The 17,763-nt window shown below is 45.9% G+C and carries 15 protein-coding genes and 1 tRNA gene; 10 read left to right on the plus strand and 6 right to left on the minus strand.

Features of this window, described 5'->3' with window-relative positions; genetic code table 11:
* Positions 1–186 precede the first annotated feature (186 nt).
* On the minus strand, positions 187–783 hold the full coding sequence (locus tag RIE73_RS29240; RefSeq protein ID WP_446404511.1) for a TetR/AcrR family transcriptional regulator: 597 nt from the start codon (positions 781–783) through the stop codon (positions 187–189).
* 374 nt (positions 784–1,157) lie between these two features.
* On the opposite strand from RIE73_RS29240, the gene RIE73_RS29245 reads away from it, so the two are divergent.
* The 3 genes from RIE73_RS29245 to RIE73_RS29255 all read left to right on the plus strand — a co-directional run bounded on the left by RIE73_RS29245 (position 1,158) and on the right by RIE73_RS29255 (position 4,394).
* Positions 1,158–2,381 carry an NAD(P)/FAD-dependent oxidoreductase gene (locus RIE73_RS29245; protein ID WP_446404512.1) on the plus strand — a complete coding sequence of 408 codons (1,224 nt, stop codon included), beginning with the start codon at positions 1,158–1,160 and terminating at the stop codon, positions 2,379–2,381.
* 151 nt (positions 2,382–2,532) lie between these two features.
* Positions 2,533–3,588 carry an S-methyl-5-thioribose-1-phosphate isomerase gene (gene mtnA / locus RIE73_RS29250; RefSeq protein WP_446404513.1) on the plus strand — a complete coding sequence of 352 codons (1,056 nt, stop codon included), beginning with the start codon at positions 2,533–2,535 and terminating at the stop codon, positions 3,586–3,588.
* Between the two features lie 203 nt (positions 3,589–3,791).
* Positions 3,792–4,394 carry a Uma2 family endonuclease gene (locus tag RIE73_RS29255; RefSeq protein ID WP_446404514.1) on the plus strand — a complete coding sequence of 201 codons (603 nt, stop codon included), beginning with the start codon at positions 3,792–3,794 and terminating at the stop codon, positions 4,392–4,394.
* Positions 4,395–4,971: 577 nt separating this feature from the next.
* Here RIE73_RS29255 and RIE73_RS29260 read toward each other — a convergent pair.
* Both RIE73_RS29260 and RIE73_RS29265 read right to left on the minus strand, forming a co-directional pair.
* Positions 4,972–8,151 (minus strand): beta strand repeat-containing protein, encoded by a 3,180-nt coding sequence (locus RIE73_RS29260; RefSeq protein ID WP_446404515.1) that lies wholly within the window; start codon positions 8,149–8,151, stop codon positions 4,972–4,974.
* 620 nt (positions 8,152–8,771) lie between these two features.
* A tRNA-Gln gene (locus RIE73_RS29265) sits at positions 8,772–8,843 on the minus strand.
* A gap of 459 nt (positions 8,844–9,302) precedes the next feature.
* Between RIE73_RS29265 and RIE73_RS29270 the strand changes: the two genes are divergently transcribed.
* A complete protein-coding gene (locus RIE73_RS29270; RefSeq protein ID WP_446404516.1) occupies positions 9,303–10,283 on the plus strand; it encodes a choice-of-anchor L domain-containing protein in 981 nt (326 codons plus the stop codon).
* A gap of 177 nt (positions 10,284–10,460) precedes the next feature.
* Here RIE73_RS29270 and RIE73_RS29275 read toward each other — a convergent pair whose 3' ends face one another.
* On the minus strand, positions 10,461–10,652 hold the full coding sequence (locus RIE73_RS29275) for a hypothetical protein (RefSeq protein ID WP_446404517.1): 192 nt from the start codon (positions 10,650–10,652) through the stop codon (positions 10,461–10,463).
* Between the two features lie 93 nt (positions 10,653–10,745).
* On the opposite strand from RIE73_RS29275, the gene atpD reads away from it, so the two are divergent.
* Positions 10,746–12,194 carry a F0F1 ATP synthase subunit beta gene (gene atpD / locus RIE73_RS29280; RefSeq protein WP_446404518.1) on the plus strand — a complete coding sequence of 483 codons (1,449 nt, stop codon included), beginning with the start codon at positions 10,746–10,748 and terminating at the stop codon, positions 12,192–12,194.
* 116 nt (positions 12,195–12,310) lie between these two features.
* A complete protein-coding gene (atpC, locus tag RIE73_RS29285) occupies positions 12,311–12,721 on the plus strand; it encodes an ATP synthase F1 subunit epsilon (protein ID WP_446404519.1) in 411 nt (136 codons plus the stop codon).
* 277 nt (positions 12,722–12,998) lie between these two features.
* Here the strand turns inward: atpC and RIE73_RS29290 are convergent, their stop codons facing one another.
* A complete protein-coding gene (locus tag RIE73_RS29290) occupies positions 12,999–13,298 on the minus strand; it encodes a 30S ribosomal protein PSRP-3 (RefSeq protein WP_446404520.1) in 300 nt (99 codons plus the stop codon).
* Positions 13,299–13,357: 59 nt separating this feature from the next.
* On the opposite strand from RIE73_RS29290, the gene RIE73_RS29295 reads away from it, so the two are divergent.
* The gene (locus RIE73_RS29295; RefSeq protein WP_446404521.1) at positions 13,358–14,182 is read left to right on the plus strand and encodes a TIGR01548 family HAD-type hydrolase; all 825 of its coding nucleotides are present in this window, start codon (positions 13,358–13,360) and stop codon (positions 14,180–14,182) included.
* Positions 14,183–14,311: 129 nt separating this feature from the next.
* Here RIE73_RS29295 and RIE73_RS29300 read toward each other — a convergent pair whose 3' ends face one another.
* On the minus strand, positions 14,312–14,920 hold the full coding sequence (locus tag RIE73_RS29300) for a DUF1802 family protein (protein WP_446404522.1): 609 nt from the start codon (positions 14,918–14,920) through the stop codon (positions 14,312–14,314).
* Between the two features lie 174 nt (positions 14,921–15,094).
* On the opposite strand from RIE73_RS29300, the gene RIE73_RS29305 reads away from it, so the two are divergent.
* From RIE73_RS29305 to RIE73_RS29315, 3 genes are all read left to right on the plus strand, one after another.
* Positions 15,095–15,994 carry a sugar phosphate nucleotidyltransferase gene (locus tag RIE73_RS29305; RefSeq protein WP_446404523.1) on the plus strand — a complete coding sequence of 300 codons (900 nt, stop codon included), beginning with the start codon at positions 15,095–15,097 and terminating at the stop codon, positions 15,992–15,994.
* 75 nt (positions 15,995–16,069) lie between these two features.
* Positions 16,070–17,347: an ATP-binding protein gene (locus RIE73_RS29310; protein ID WP_446404524.1), complete on the plus strand. Its 1,278-nt coding sequence runs from the start codon at positions 16,070–16,072 to the stop codon at positions 17,345–17,347.
* A 98-nt stretch (positions 17,348–17,445) separates the two neighbouring features.
* Positions 17,446–17,763, plus strand: a 318-nt coding sequence (locus tag RIE73_RS29315) for an Rpn family recombination-promoting nuclease/putative transposase (protein WP_446404525.1), incomplete at its 3' end; no start/stop codon positions are given.

The raw sequence follows: 17,763 nt of genomic DNA on the forward strand, positions 1-17,763 counted from the left end.
CACCTCATTCTCAACAACGAAACCCGCCCTCCTCTCAACCGCTAAATTACTCAACCCACCTCATACTCAACAACGAAACCCGCCCTCCTCTCAACCGCTAAATTACTCAACCCACCTCACACTCAAAAACGAAACCCGCCCTCCTCTCAACCGCTAAATTTGACCTCATCCCGGCAACCATTCGTCTCAGGGCGGTGATAAAACTTGAACCGCCGAGTTCGATAAAACCAAGTCAACTAACTGGTCAATTAAATGGTCTTGTTCGATTGACAGAATTGACTTTCCTTGCATAACCTCTTGAAAAAGTACCAAGGAAGACAGAGAACTCAAAAAAATATAAGCAGTCAACTCCGGATCACGAATGTGCCAGTCTGGATGGGACTCAAAATACTGCTTCAGACTATGACGTTCTTCCCCAATAACCCGGCGGATAAACAATTGTGCTAAGTGCGGAAAATGACCCGATTCGGCAATCAATAAACGTAGAAACGCCGAATTCTCTGGATTATTTAGTTTCGCTAGAAATGCCTCTGCCAATCTCCGTAACCCTGCGGCTGGCTCATCCGACGGGTTAAAATTAAAATCAGGCTGAAACTGCTCACAGATGAACTGTTCCACCAATTCGATAAACAATCCCTCTTTTGATTGAAAATGATTGTAAATGGTATGCTTAGATACGTCTGCTTCAGCGGCGATCTGATCCATACTGGTTTCCCGATAGCCATGCTGGATAAAAAGTTGCATAGCGGCTTGGGCAATTTGCTCGCGTTTAGATGGTTTCATACATAATTCTGGAATGGTTTATTTGCTTCTCAGTTGCATTTCGTAGCTCAAAAGCCCCCTCTCCTGGCTAAGATGAAAGGAGGGAGTAGGTTAGTCATTCAGGACTAAACAATATTTCAACTGATCATCGAGGATGTATACCTATCGCCATCAAGGTTAGGACAGACTCAAAGGAACCCAATCAGCGATCATGTTTCCTCATCCCCGATTTCCAATCCTCTTTAAGCGCAGTAACAGATGGACAAGGTAAAGGAGTAGGACGGAAAGGAAGCAAGTTTTCCATTTACCTTTTGCCAAAAAAAATTTAACGGTTACTACTAAACTTGCAACCTGGTATGAGAGACTGGAATCATGACACCCTTTACTAATATAGTATGCGAAAATTCGATGTTGTCGTAGTCGGCGCAGGTCCAGCCGGGGGACAATGTGCCAGGTGGTTAGCTAAATCCGGTTATCAGGTTTTGTTGGTCGAGCAGCATGAAACCTTTGATAAAAATGATTTTTCCAGTGCGGCTACGCCATTAGAAACCTTAGAAAAATTTGACTTACCTGAGGATGTTGTCGGCAGTTTTTGGCATAATTTGGTGATTGTAACCACCAATTTAACCCGAAATTGGGAGGCTCCGCAAACCTTAGGGGCTGTCTTAAATTTCGCCAAGTTGCGAAAATTCCTGGCGGATCAGGTTAAATCTTGGGGCGGCGAGGTTTGGCTGGGATGTCGATATGTGAGATATGTCCAAACAGACGGTGAGACGCGGGTTGAACTGAAGCCGTGCGGGAGGGAACCGATTACTGTCACCACCCAGGTGCTAGTCGATGCTACAGGACCCGCTAGGGCGGTTATGTATACGAAGGACAGCGAGAAACCTGCATTTTTAAAGCCCTCTGGGATTGAATATTTAATTGAAGTCTCAGATGCTGATTATGATAAATATGCCCATTCCCTCTGGTTTTTCTTAGGACATAAATGGATGCCAAAAGGCTATTCTTGGATATTTCCCATGGAGAAGCCTCGGTTAAAGGTAGGGGCGGCATCCTATCGATTAGACCATAAAATTATTAAGCAGACGGAATCGATTCGCTATTATATTGATTTACTGATTCACGAGCATATACAAGCCAGAGACTATAGGATAATCGATACTCATGGGTCAACACTGCACTATTCCAGTGGACTTCAGGATATTTACTATCGCGATAATATTATTGCCATTGGGGATGCGGTATCCATGGTGAACCTTTTGGGCGGTGAAGGGATTCGCCATGCCATGCATTGTGCCGAAATCGCTGGCAAGCATATTCAGCAGTATTTAAAAGGTGAATCAGCCAGTTTTCAGGGTTATCAACAAGAAATTCATCAAAAATTTCATCGAATCTGGAATTTGTCCGAAAAGATTGGCATGAAGCGCTACTTGATTGAAAGCGACAACAAAATTGATCAAGGCGTCTCGTATCTGACCCCTCTAGAGACGCAAGAGATGATGGATATTCTCTTTTACTATAAATTTAATAAACTGTCCAAGAGTTTAATCGTTTACTTGATCCGAAAAATTCGCTCCTGGTGGAAAGCAAAATATGTGATGAAGTATAAATTATGACGGATGAGGCGGAGTCCCTGAAGGGATGTATCCCACGTCACCAAAGACAAAGGACATAGCTTACTTCTCAAGGGAAGCGAGAATGACAAAGGACAAATGACCAAAGCAAGTTAAACTATAGGCAGTTTTCCACATTAGCCCATAAGTAACCATGCCCAGCAATCCGGTGTATCCCATCGTTTGGCGCGACGATCGCGTACTCCTAATTGACCAAACCCGCTTACCCCACAACTATACAGTGGTTGAAATTAAGTGCTGTGAGGATATGGCGCGGGCAATTAGAACCATGATAGTCCGAGGGGCGCCAGCGATTGGGGTGGCGGCGGCTTACGGGATGTACTTAGGGGCGCGAGACATTAAAACCGAGGATCGCGAGACGTTTGTCATTGAACTCGAAGAGGTAGCCAAACAGCTGCGCCAGACTCGCCCGACAGCGGTAAATCTATTTTGGGCGATCGCCCGGATGTTGAAAACTGCCCATGAAACCATTGGTTCAGTGGATCAGTTAAAAACAGCACTGTTAGTAACCGCCCAAGCGATTCAGGTTGAAGATTTAGAGATCTGTAAAGCGATCGGGGATAATGGGTTGGCAGCTATGCCCGCGACTCCAGAAAAATTATGTATTCTGACCTATTGCAATGCGGGTTCCCTCGCCACAGCCGGCTACGGTACAGCCTTGGGCGTGGTGCGTTCCACCTGGCGCGAGAAGCGGTTAGCCAGAATTTATGCCTGTGAAACTCGTCCCCGGTTACAAGGGGCAAAACTGACAGCGTGGGAATGTGTGCAAGAAGGAATCCCGGTAACATTGATTACCGATAATATGGCAGCCCATTGTATGCATCAGGGATTAATTGATGCGGTGATGGTGGGTGCCGATAGAATTGCTGCCAATGGAGATACAGCGAATAAAATTGGCACTTATAGTGTGGCATTACTCGCCAAAGCCCATAATATTCCCTTCTTTGTCGCCGCCCCCCTCTCGACGGTTGACTTTGACTTACCCACAGGCGATTTAATTCCGATTGAAGAACGTCATCCCTCAGAAATTTATCAAATCGGTGAGACAGTGACATGTCCTACAGGGGTGGAGTTTTATAATCCAGGGTTTGATGTCACACCAGCCGAATTAATTGCTGCGATTATTACCGAAAAAGGGGCGATGCGCCCAGAGGAGTTGCAGCAATTTCGCGTGAAGCAGTTGGCTTGAGGGTTGGGTTGACCGGGATTTACTGAAAATGGTGCAAGATTATCGGTACGCTTGAGAACTTGCCACACTGAGAATAAAACCTAAGTAACCTTGAGGTGGGCAAAGGCAACAAACGATAACACGACTCGTTTTAAGCATTATAAGTCTTGCCCACCCTACCTAAAATTATCTACCTAAAATTACCCTGTTTGCCAGAAACAGCCATGAACGTCTCCCTTTTAGACAAGCAACCCCAACCACCATTAGCCGAAAAATTGGTGACTTTGCATGATATTACCTGGGAACAGTTCAAAGCGATCGAAACCCAATTACAGAATAATCAAGACGTCAGGCTGACTTACTTATCGGGGGTAATGGAAATTTTGTCTCCGATTGGGGCATTTCATGAAAATATTAAAAGCACTCTTAGCTTGCTGTTAGAAGCTTACATGAGAGAAAAGCGCATCCGATTTTACAGGCGTGGTGGATTTACGCTGGAATCGCCTGGATATGCCTCCGGTACACCTGATGAATCTTACTGCATGGGTAGTAATAAGGAAACGCCTGATATTGTGATCGAGATTATCGTTACCAGTGGAACTATCGACAGACGGGATTTGTATAAACCCAGACGAGTCCCTGAAGTCTGGTTTTGGAAATCCGATCAGATGAGGATATTCTCTCTGGGCGCTTCTCTAGAGTACGAAGAGGTGAATCGTAGTTCCTTTTTCCCTGATTTGGATAAGGGGCTGTTGTTACGCTACATGGCGTATCCCGATCAGTACGATGCCGTAAACGAATTTATTCAAGCAATCCGCAGTCGTTAAAGTGGCAACATACGAAAAACCTCAGCGCTTTCTGTGAAAGGCTGAGGACAAGTATCAGGGTGTATGCTTTTCTCCTTCAGGCAGAGTTATTTGGTTGATGACTGCATCTGGAGTCTTGCTACTTATTATATTGGCTCATAAGCTAGACGATCTTCTAGATCAGTTCTGACGCACTTTGCTCTTGATCTAAAACTGATCTTGACAAAATGGTCATTCATTATATTAGCTGCGCGAGAAGCACGCTATTGGACTGACACAGCTAAAATTGTGGAATAGATTTGGCGGTGAAATTGGGCGCACGCCATGCGCCCCTACAATGTTAATCCATCAAATAAGGTGTGCCACGCCACTACTGGCTTGACACAGCTAAAATTGTGGAATAGATTTTATCATTGAATCGGGCGCAAGTCTTTGCGCCCCTACGGTTTCCGGGCGTAATTCTAATTCATCAAATAAGGTGTGCCACGCCACTACATACTTTGTCTCAAATCTAAACGACAAGAGGGCGGGTTTTGTTGATAAGTTATCGGTATGCCCGTCAATTAAACGGCTAAACCCGCCCCTACAAACCCTACCCTCAATTACATTGGGAAACGTTGGTAAAATCTTCCAGGGTGGGGGCAAAATTAACGGTTCCTGTATTATTCTGAGTGAGAGTATCTAGATTCACAACCTCGAATGTGCCATTATTGCGCTGAAGCTGGAACTCTGTCGTGCTGGTAGTCTCAGTTAGGGCTAGGCAGAACGTGCGATCGCTATTGAGTACGGCATTAAATCCTGGCATAGCATTTTTATCCAAAATTGTCAACTCTACATCGGCAAGAGTTTCAGCATTGCCATTCGTTTGCAAAAAGATACCCTGACTGGCATTATCCGTAACCATAGTATTGTTAATCCGATAATCCTGCACCGAGACAGCATTTCCCTGGACAAAAATGCCTTGACCCCCATCCGTTCCACTGGTGGGAGTTGTACCGCTAATGGTACTGGTTTCAATCTCAAACTCCTGGCGGCTATTATTGTTCGCCGATACGAAAATTCCCTGACCTGTGCTATTCCTAATCTGCACATTACTAATCTGAAACCGTTGCTGAGATTGGAGTTCGAGATTCTTCTCATCCCCATTCGCCCCGACAAAAATGCCTTGACCCTGACTCTCACTGATTTGAACATTATCAATTGTGAAGTCTTGTTGGGCAATGCTATTGGCTTGGACAAAAACCCCTTGACCGCCACTATTGAGATTATTCAATGTCGTATCATTAATCGTACTATTTGTAATCTCAAAGTTTTGAGAACTATTGTTATTGGCACTCATAAAAATTCCTTGACCTGTACTCTCACGAATCTGGGCATCTGTAATGGCAAACTCTTGCCGTGATTGGACAGTTAGGTCATTTTCATCCCCATTCGTTGCCACAAAAATCCCCTGTCCAGCATTGTTGGTTATCGTCGGACTATTAATCTGAAATTCCTGGACTGCCAGACGATTACCCTGGACAAAAATTCCTTGTCCCCCTTCGCCTTGGGCGTCGAGTTCCACATTCTGAATCGTGCTGCTATCGATATTAAAGACTTGTTCGCTGTTATTGTTGGCGGCAATGAAAATCCCCTGACCGACAGTCTCACTCACTTCCGTGCTATTCAGTTGGAACTCCTGTCTCGATTGAGCCGTTAAGTCCTTTTCATCACCATTCGTAGCAATTAAAATACCTTGTCCAGCGCTATTTGTGACTGTGGTCTCGTTGAGGGTGAAATCTTGAACAGCAACGCGATTCCCCTGAATAAAGACGCCTTGACCGCCATCCCCATTACTGTCAAGGCGAGTCTGGTTAATGGTACTGGCATCAATATCAAACGTTTGCTCACTGTTATTATTAGCGGCGATAAAAAGTCCTTGTCCTGTACTTTCGCTAACGGTGGCGTTGCTGAGGTTAAACTCTTGGAGAGATTGCTGCGTCAGATCATTTTCGTTACCATTGGCTGCTACAAAGATGCCTTGACCTGCACTTTCAGTAACAGTTAAAGTCTCCAGAGTCAAGGTTTGCTGGGCGCTGGCATTGGCTTGTAGAAAAAGACCTTGACCCCCATCCCCATTTTCATCGAGAACAGTATTACGAATGCTCGTATTCAAGATATCAAAGGTCTGGCGACTATTATTATTCGCCGTCAAATAAACCCCTTGACCAACACTATTACGAATTTGATTATTGGTTGCCGTTAATTGCTGTTGCACCTCACCAGAAGCTTGAATAAAAACACCTTGACCACCACTGTCACTGATTTGATTACTATCTAGGGTGAGTTCTTGTTGGGTGGTTCCCGATGCTTGAATAAAAACGCCCTGCTGACCACTATTTGTGATAACATTACCAGCGATCGCACTGGTTCCAGTGACATCGATGAGGCTAATCCCTTGTCCTGTGGCGTTGGTGATACGGTTATCTTGAATCGTCACATTCTCAATAGCCGCACCTTGGATACCATTCCCCGTGGCATTGGCGATCGCAAACCCAGTCAGGGTAGTATTATTTCCTAGCGTCACCGTTCCCGTAATTGTGGGAAACTCACCGCTTCCCGATAAGGGTAACTGCACCCTACCCAGTTGCTGGGTATCAATGCGTTGAACTGCACCTGCGGAGAGTACCGCCACCCCATCCGCAAACTGAAAGCCTTCTGTCTCAGACGTCGTACCCACTTGCACATAGACAATCTCATCAGCTTGTGCCACACTCAAGGCATCCTGCACTGTACCAAACGGCGTTTCAAATGTACCCTCTCCTGTACTCATCCCCAACCTGACATGCTGAAACTGCCAAGGTTGACCTGTTTTCGGGTTTATCGCCGCAACTTGTTCATTTTCCGTTTGTTCATCGACAATAATTGTGGCGATACGTCCTACCGATTCACCCATCCGTGTCAAGGCGCTACCGGATTCAACCCCACGGGGACGGGTTCCCGGAAAGGTTGCGCCTAAACTGAGGACAATCCGAGTATCAAAGATTTGGTCAGTTTGCACCGATAAACCCAGATTCAGATAATCGGTAGGACGCGCTTCCAATCGCCCTCGAATCCCAATCGCACCATCAGTTCCCTCCCCACCGTAATAATAAACCCCCCCATATCCCCGTAAATCTCCCTCCCCGAATCGCAACAACCGCCCTCCCGCTTCAATATCAAATCCCGCCATGGCTGCTTCAAAGCGCTGGCGATGATTGAGGAGTAAATGATTCTGTGCGAATCCACGCAAGGAGAACGACTCATCCACCTCTGGGCGGCGTTCACCCACTGGCAAATACGCATTCACCCGCAAATCCCAATTATCCCCTAATCGTTCAAACCCTGCACCAATTTGGTGAAACACGCTATTTCCGGTATCGCGGGTATCGTAGGAAAGGTAGCCTCCCAGAATCCGGTTTTGCGTGGAATTGTAAAACCGTTGTCCCAGGAGAATCGTTCCGCCCATCGTGGAGTCGGTTAACAGGCGCAATTGTCCCTCTAGGAATGTTAGGGTACTTCCGGGATTCTGAGTAATCGGAACAAAGCCTTCCAGACTAAAAAATGGGTCTTGATAGCCGGCGCCTTCGCTGGTAAAGTTACCGCCTATACGGGGTAAGACTCTCAAGTCTGTGGCAGTTCCTTCAATTGGTGACAGTGGCGTATCGGTTTGGGGCTCAGGAGTTTGAGCAATGACAGGCGACGCTAACCCTCCAGAACATAGTAATCCAACACAGAGGGCTTGAGCGGAGATTTTCATTAATCAGAGGGTGAGTACAATCGTCACCCCCTCTTACAGGTATCGCTTTTGGGAATCCGGCAAAGGGGATTCTGGGTTGACGTTTTGTTAAGTTATATTGCAAAAAAAAAATCCCCGAAAGGGGATTCGTCCAAGGGTGGGAAAAAGATTTCATCTATGTTTTTATTATCTACCTAAGTGGCAGGAGTTGTGTGTAGCTAGGATGAAGTTTATGTAAAAAATCGATGAAGTTTCTGTAAAGTTGGGTCAGGTTCTTGGTTATGCCTCCTTTGTCCGTTGTCATTGATCCCGACACTCTATTCCTTTTTCTTTATCAAGATGGTACCACCCAATAATGGAAAATCCCATTCTCGACCCACTGAGAACGGGATAAGAAGTGAGATACACTAATTGCAACTTGGGAGTAAACGATGTATATCGTCTTACCTAGTAGCTTAACTGTTCCACAGAGGCTTTTGGGATAAGCGTTGATGAAGAATGGCTCGGTTTATGTGAAAATTCCGTGAATCGTTTATTACAGTCAATTACAAGTCAGCGACTCCCTGACGAGAGCCGCTGAGTTTAGTTATTCTTACTGCTCGAAGCTTGGTTTTGGATAAATGGGATTCAGGTAGATGCGACTGGGGTGCCAGGATTCGAACCTGGGAATGGCGGGACCAAAACCCGCTGCCTTACCGCTTGGCTACACCCCAATGTGTGTACCTTGCTTATATTAGCAGTTTTGGCTGGGAATGTGTCAAGAGATTTGGGAAAATTGGCGAATTTGTTTTGATGTCGGGGAGCAGAACCCTGGCGCAAATACTTATTCTGGGCGGAAATGTGCTAAATTAAGTCTTTATAACATACGGTTTGAGTGCTGAACCATCCTTCTTGATCCATCCTCCTCATACCAAGTGGCTGCAAATACTAACCGATTACAATCTTTGTTGATTTCTGATCCCCATGGGTTTCTGCTCAACGTTAGAGGCAAACCTTCAGTTATTTTGTTTAGATAGTAAAATAGAGGATAATTAGAAAACTCTCTATCTATAACTAGATCTAGATCTTTAACATAACTTTACATTAGTGTATTATTTGCGTGAAGACAAGCCAGAGAGCTTGAAATGGACTAGACAACTGTGCAACTATTTTCCTTGAAGGAGGGAAAAACGATGGGGCTTCTACCAATCAAGACAACAACGACCACTATTGCAACAACGGCTCTTCTGAGCTTTGGGGGACTGCCAGCGATGGCATTTGATATCACGCCAACGAGTCAGGCAGATTTACTGCTAAATTCTTTGTTAGGGGATACAACTGGATTGAGTAACTTTGATTTAAGAGTTTATGATGATCTGCAAAACGTCAACGATAAAGCCTTTGGTACCTTCAGCGACGATCCCTTCGGTCTGGGTGAGGGCATCGTTTTGAGTACGGGTAGAGTCGCAGACTTACCCGGAGAAAACGAGGAAGATGGAGGACTAGAGCATACAGAGGGAGACCCCAACGACTTGAGTACGGATTTTGATCCGCAAAGCCCTTCCTATGAACAGAGGGAAATAGGGATGAAAGGGGATAAGATGACCTTGGAACTCAGCTTTGATGTTGACGATACAGCAGAAAAGTTATTTTTCCAATATATCTTTGGCTCGGAAGAATTTGTCGAATTTGGCGGGACTGAATTCAATGACTCTTTTGAAATGTTACTTAACGGGACTAACTTAGCCAAGTTGAGTGATGGGCAAGATGTGACGATTAACAATCTGGTTCCCCATCCCAAAAATCCAGATTTGTACCATGATGACTATGTGAATAATCCAGCAGAACTTAACGTAGCCAATACTAAGCTGGATGGTTTTACGAAGTTATTGACTTTTGAAGGACTACTTGAGCAAAATTCCCGGAACACTCTTAGGGTCAAACTCATAGATGGGGGTGATGGTAGTTTTGACTCTGCTGTTTTCATTAAAGGCAAGTCTCTGGGGACAAAACCGCCACAAATAGCTCCTCAACCGAATGAGAGTCCAGGTGATGAACCCAACCATACGGAAGTGCCAGAACCATCCGGGGTACTCGGATTGCTGGGAGTGGCAACCTTAGGGGTGCGGACAATGATTAGACGCAAACAGCAAGCTCAATCCCAGAAACACTGAATCCGAATGATCTAATTCTTCAGGAGCTACTAGGTTTGCGATCGCCTATAAGTGGTAATCTAGAGAACGGTATTGTTAACGTACTTAGGCTCTCAAGCAGAACGTACCGAGTCATAACACCGTCGTTAGCGAAGCGGGATTAAGTCTGGCAACCCTTACTGGAGGAATTCCAGTGTTTTATTGGGAGTCATCCCAAGCTACTTGTCCTTGGCAGTAAGCGGCGGTGGATGAAACAGGACTCGTATTCCCGACTACGGGAAATGTCAACGACTCCCGCCGATGCATTAGCCTTCGGCTGACTGGGCTAACGTTGAGGCGGGAACTCGCCAGAGCCAGCTTTGATTGAACAAATTTGAGCGCAGTCCCCATCTAAAATCACAAGATTTAGATGGGGTTAGCGAAATAGCTCACAACCGATCAACTCTCTTTGTAAAGAAACATCAATCACCTATAGACGCAAGCATGGTAGCCACCACAGAAAAAACAAACACCGGCGTTATTACTCAAATCATCGGACCTGTTGTCGATGTTGAGTTTCCTGGCGGCAAAATGCCCCGGATTTACAATGCTTTGAGAATCGAAGGCAAGAATGCAGCCGGACAGGATGTTGCCGTAACCTGCGAAGTACAGCAGTTACTCGGTGATAACCAAGTCCGAGCCGTTGCTATGAGTGGTACAGACGGCTTAGTTCGAGGAATGGAAGCCGTAGACACGGGGGCTGCGATTAGTGTTCCTGTCGGCGGTGCCACTCTGGGACGAATTTTTAATGTATTAGGCGAACCCGTCGATGAATTGGGTCCGGTCAATACCGAAGAACGCTCTCCCATTCACCGTTCGTCTCCCAAACTAACCGAACTGGAAACCAAACCGTCAATTTTTGAAACCGGGATTAAAGTTGTAGACTTGCTGGCGCCCTACCGTCGCGGAGGTAAAGTTGGTTTGTTTGGGGGAGCGGGTGTTGGTAAAACCGTTATCATCCAAGAACTGATCAACAATATTGCCAAAGCCCACGGGGGTGTATCCGTATTTGGGGGTGTGGGCGAGCGCACCCGTGAAGGAAACGACCTTTATAACGAATTTAAAGAGTCAAAGGTGATCAACGAAGAAGACCTGAGCCAATCTAAAGTGGCGCTGGTCTACGGTCAGATGAACGAACCCCCTGGCGCCCGGATGCGTGTGGGTTTGGCGGCGCTGACAATGGCGGAACATTTCCGTGATGTCAACAAGCAGGACGTGCTGCTATTCATCGACAACATCTTCCGGTTTGTGCAAGCGGGTTCTGAAGTATCCGCCCTCCTCGGTCGGATGCCCTCAGCTGTGGGATATCAGCCCACATTGGGTACAGAAATGGGTGAACTACAAGAGCGGATTACCTCAACCACCGAAGGGTCAATTACCTCAATTCAAGCCGTCTACGTTCCTGCTGACGACTTAACCGACCCCGCACCAGCCACTACCTTCGCTCACCTCGATGCGACAACGGTACTTTCTCGTGCCTTAGCCTCTAAGGGAATCTACCCGGCTGTAGACCCCCTAGATTCTACATCAACGATGCTTCAACCCAGTATTGTGGGTGAAGAACATTACCAAACAGCGCGTGCGGTTCAGTCAACTCTACAGCGCTATAAGGAACTCCAGGATATTATTGCGATTCTGGGCTTAGATGAATTGTCCGAAGACGACCGTCTGACGGTGGCGCGGGCGCGGAAGATCGAGCGCTTCTTATCTCAGCCCTTCTTTGTGGCGGAAGTCTTTACAGGATTGCCCGGTCAGTACGTTTCTCTTGACAAAACCATCAAGGGATTCCAAATGATTCTGAATGGGGAATTGGATGATCTGCCCGAACAGGCATTCTACCTGGTCGGTGATATTGATCAAGCGATCGCAAAAGCGGAGAAAATGAAAGGGTAATCCCTTCTGAGTAGCTGAGTCATTAGTCATGACGCTTTTCTAAGCGAGTGACTAATGACTAATAAGATAGCTTGATTAGCGCTCCCTTGACTATGACAAAAGACTACTAACAGATTATGAGCTTAACTGTTCGAGTTGTTTCTCCCGACAAGATTGTCTGGGATTCTGATGCTGAAGAAGTAATTTTGCCCAGTACGACGGGTCAACTGGGTATCTTGACGGGTCACGCCCCCCTATTATCAGCACTGGATATTGGGGTGATGCGAGTTCGTCCAGGGAAAGACTGGATACCCATTGCCCTGATGGGCGGATTTGCCGAAGTTGAAAATGATGAAGTCACCATTCTGGTGAATGGGGCGGAACAGGGAGAGATGATTGATAAGGAAGCCGCACGAGAGGCTTTCTCTCAAGCCCAAGAGCGTCTCAACCAAGTCGAAACCAGTGATAATCGCCAAGAAAAAATCCAAGCCACGCAAGCTTTTAAGAGAGCAAGGGCACGCTTTCAAGCAGCGGGTGGTATGGTTTGATGGGATAGAGCATTGCCCTTGAAACACAAAGGAGCTATCCAGGCGTTAGTTAGCTGGATAGCTCTTTTAGAAGGTGTATAGGAGAAGGCAGGCGGCAGAAGTCATATCATGCCCGGTTGAATACCCATAATTAGGGGCTGCTGAATAAGTCTTGTGGTGGGGAGAGGCAATGGGCAATGGGCAATGGGCAATAGGTAAGGTAGAGTTTTGAGATCCCCCAGCTTCCAGACGTGCCATGGCACGTCTCTACATTGCTCCCCCAGCTCCGCTTCATCCACTAGGCACTGCCTGTAAAGGTGACTTCGGGAAATTTTGCCTGAGCTTCATTCATGGGACGATTTTTACCTTCTTCTTGCCAGTAGTTAATCACTTCAGTGGCTTTGTTGAGCAATTCAATGCGATCAGTGTCGTTAATCCAATGTTTGGCTTCCAGTTCGTTTTTGATTTGTTCCCACGCATCATTGCGGGGCCAGAAAAAGTAGGATGTCAGGGGGCTAGTTCCTTTACCCACGACTTGATCGACGGCGAGTGCCACATTCTCTTCTAACCAGAGAACTTTTAAGATAAATTTAGACAAACAAACCTCCAAGAATAGATCAGGTATCTTATACTTAATGTACAATCAATCATTTTACATTGAAAAATTTAGAATCAAGGACAAAATCAGGGTCTAGATTCGCGATCGCCGTTTTCGATATTGATGGTGTCATCCGGGATGTGAGCGGCTCTTACCGGAGAGCGATCGCGGATACCGTGGAGCAGTTTACCGACGGCATGTATCGCCCCGCTTCAGCCGAGATTGATCACCTCAAGTCCGAAGGGTTATGGAACAACGATTGGGACGCCTCACGGGAACTGATTTATCGCCACTTTGAGCAGCAAGGTCAGGCGCGATCGCAGGTTGCCCTAGATTATGATAGCCTGATTACCTTTTTTAATGCTCGTTACCGAGGTGCTGATCCCAATCATTGGACTGGCTACATCTGTGATGAACCCTTACTCCTCCATGCCAACTATCTAGACAATCTAACCTCAGCCGGGATTTTATGGGGCTTTTTCAGTGGGGCGACGCGAAATGAAGCCCTTTATGCTTTGTCAAAACGCCTCGGTTTGTCAGCCCCCGTACTCGTAGCGATGGAAGATGCACCGGGTAAACCTGATCCGACAGGATTATTGGCAGTCATAAACAAGCTTCAGCAACAGCACCAGATTGAACAACCCTTACCCACACTCTATGTGGGAGATACTGTAGCGGATATGTATACGGTTAAAGCCGCCAAAACCCTTGATCCAGACCGAACCTGGGTTGGTGTTGGGGTACTCCCGCCTCACGTTCAGGAAACAGCAGAACGCCGGGACGCTTATACGCAAACCTTAAAACAAGCAGGGGCGGCTCAAGTGTTTAGCAATGTCGAGCAAATCACCCCAGAACAAATTCAGCAATTAATTAGGGCTGAATAAGTATTGTGGTGGGGAGAGGTAATAGGCAATAGGCAATAGGCAATAGGCAATGGGCAATGGGCAATGGGCAATGGGCAATGGGCAATGGGCAATGGGCAATGGGCATAATATGAGGGCAATTTCCAGAACTTAATAGTGTTGACGTTTATTTTGCCAACCTACTTTCTCAATCGTCTCCAGAAGCTGACGGATTTGCGCCGTTTGCTGGTTGTAGTCGGCATCATTCATAACAGGTACAGCATCGTCTAGAGAAATGGGTTCAGCTAAATCAATCCAGGAACGACAGCCGCCGTATTCAGTCCGATAGGGTATAGGGTGAACCGAGGGTAGCTTGTAGGTTCGCAGTAAGAGAACATAGAGGGGTTGACGCGGCTTCCATTTAAACCGCCCACTGGCAAATTGTTCATTCCAGATATGGTAGGGTAGCAGGGCGTCTACGGCGTCCTGAGTGCTGACTTGAAAAATATCGGTAATATTTGCCCAACTGCCAATCCGTACCGTTTGCGGATGCCAACCGGAGGCGACAGGGGTGACTTGAGAGGCATAATCGGGTTTGAGTAAATGAGGCTGTTGATGTTCGTAGGTTGGATAAAGTAAAACTGGGTTGTAAGCGACGTGAAAGCGATTGTTTTCTTCCCGAATGCCGCCTTTCCGCAGTAACATAATTGTTTTGCCCTGTTCTAAGGCATCAACGGCAACTGCCCATTCTTTGAGTGTGTTTGTGGTGGTTAATGGCATCGTAAACTTTTAAGCTAACTTTTTAAATTAAATAAATTGTCTGATAAGCTGTCATGCATTTAAATTGGGTATTAGTAGCGAGCAAGATGCTCGCACTACAAGGATGAGAGCCATTATTGACATTAAGGTTTAAATGCCGAACAGCTTATTGACTCACAATTAATAATTTAGATCATGTCTAACCCTATTGTTCGTAAAGCCGTAATTCCCGCCGCCGGATTTGGGACTCGCCTGTTTCCGGCGACAAAGGTGGTGAAAAAAGAACTATTTCCAATTATTGATCGCGATGGTCGGACGAAGCCAGTAATTTTGGCGATTGTGGAGGAAGCAAGGCGGGGTGGTATCGAAGAAATTGGGATTGTGGTACAACCGAGCGATCGCGCCATTTTTGAGGCGTTCTTTAAAACTCCCCCGAAACAGGCACTTTTGGATAAACTCTCTGATGCCAATCAGGACTATTGTCAGTATCTGCAAGACTTAGGAGAGCGGATTACTATTTTAACCCAGGATGAGCAAGAAGGCTATGGTCATGCAGTATTCTGTGCCAAAGATTGGGTGAATCAAGAGCCTTTTTTACTGTTACTTGGCGATCATGTTTATACCTCCGATACCGAGATTCCCTGTACTCGTCAGGTGCTAGAAATTTATGAAAAAACGGGTCAAAGTGTGATTGGTTTGACAGAAATGTCTGCTGAGATTATCCATAAAGCGGGTTGTGTGACTGGGGTTTGGCAGAAGATGAATTCTATTTTAACGGTGACACAAGTCTGTGAAAAACCAGATCTGGACTATGCGCGATCGCACTTACGTGTTGCAGGGATGGCGGAGGATAAGTTTTTAGGGATTTTTGGCATGTATGTCCTCAAGCCGAAAATCTTTGAGATTCTGGCTGACAGTATTCATCAGAATCAGCGCTATAAGGGTGAATTTCAGTTAACCACTTGTCTGGATACATTACGTCAAGAGGAGGGATTGATGGGATATTGGGTCAAAGGACAATATTTTGATACCGGAATGCCAGAGTTTTATCGACAAACCCTAATCAATTTTGGTCAGGACTATCGTAGTTCGTAGTTCGTAGTTCGTAGTCAGGGCTTTAGCCCTTCATTCGGTTAGTTTTCCTTGTTTAAGTCTTTAATTTAATCCCTTATGGAATTAGATTTTTTGAGATTCTTTGACGCCTGCGATCCGAGTAAAACCCTCGCGATCGCGAATCCTGAAGATCGGCAGTATTATATTGATTTTGCCTCAGTTCGGGGCGGTAAGATTATTGAGGCATTGGCACGAACGATTAGTTTACGTTCGCGTCTTGATCAACCGACTTGTCAGTTATTTACAGGACATATTGGCTGTGGTAAATCTACGGAGTTACGTCGCTTACAAGCCGACTTAGAGGCACAAGGTTTTCACGTTGTCTATTTTGAGTCTACTCAAGACTTGGATATGGCAGATGTGGATATTAGTGATATTTTATTGGCAATTATCCGTCAGGTGACGGACAGCTTGGCAGAAGTAGGAATTCAGCTTAGACCGAGGTATTTTGCCGATCGCTGGCAAGAAATGGTTGATTTTTTGCAGACACCACTGGAATTATCTGCCGAAGCAAATTTGCCCTTACCGATGAAATTGGGCAAAATTACCGCTAAAACGAAAGCAAGCCCTAGTTTACGAAGTCGTTTACGTCAGTATCTAGAACCGCGCACCAGTGGAATTTTAGAGTCGTTAAACGAAGAAATTTTGGCACGGGCGAATCAAGCGTTGCAACGCCAAGGAAAAAAAGGATTAGTGGTAATTGTTGATAATTTGGATCGGGTGGAAGATCGACGGAATGATGGTGGACGCACGCAACCGGAATACTTATTTGTAGATCGCGGTGAACAGTTACGTCGGCTGAATTGTCATCTCGTGTATACTATTCCTTTAACGTTAATGTTCTCCAATGATTATCAGGCTTTAACGAATCGATTTGGTGGTGGGGTAGCGCCGAGAGTCTTACCCATGGTATCAGTGCGATCGCGCGATGGTAAAGATAATCAAGCAGGGATGGCTTTATTTCGGCAATTGGTATTAGCTAGGGCGTTTCCACAGATAGAACCTGAAGCGCGACTCGATTTAGTTACACAGGTATTTGATAGTCCAGAAACCTTAGATCGATTATGTCGAATGAGTGGCGGTCATGTGCGAAACTTATTGGGGATAATTTATACCTGTCTCCAAGAAGAAGATACACCCTTATCGCGAAATACAATAGAACGTGCGATTCGCAACTATCGGGATCGTTTAGTCTCGGCAATTACTGATGATGAATGGGAATTATTAGCCGATGTGGTGAAACAACAAAATGTGAGTGGGGAAGAGGGGGATCTAAAAGGGAAGAGGGCTGGGGGGTTAGGTGTGATCAGGTCGTCTGCCCTATTCAATTCATGATTTGTTTAATTTGTCAATATATTCGTGATAGGAATTTTCCGCCTCTGGGGTGACACAGTATCAGTTGTCAACTGTGTGAGAGAAAGCCCAAGGAGTGCGTGAAAACTGACACCATTTTTTATCGCTTGTTTAAAGGGTTCCCCAGTATCTTCTTTGAACTGCTCAACCAATCCCCAGAACAAGCTGAGACCTATGAATTCACATCCCGTGAAATTAAGGAACTGTCATTTCGACTCGATGGGTTGTTTCTGCCCAAAAATGAACAATCAAACGACCCCTTTTATGTGGTCGAGGTTCAGTTTCAACCCGATGAGAACTTCTATTATCGTGTATTTACGGAACTGTTCATCTTTCTGAAGCAATACAAACCGACCCATCAATGGCGGGTTGTGGTCATTTATCCCAGTCGTCGGATT

This window comes from Coleofasciculus sp. C1-SOL-03 (assembly GCF_040220555.1).
Classification (GTDB): Bacteria; Cyanobacteriota; Cyanobacteriia; order Cyanobacteriales; family Coleofasciculaceae; genus Coleofasciculus.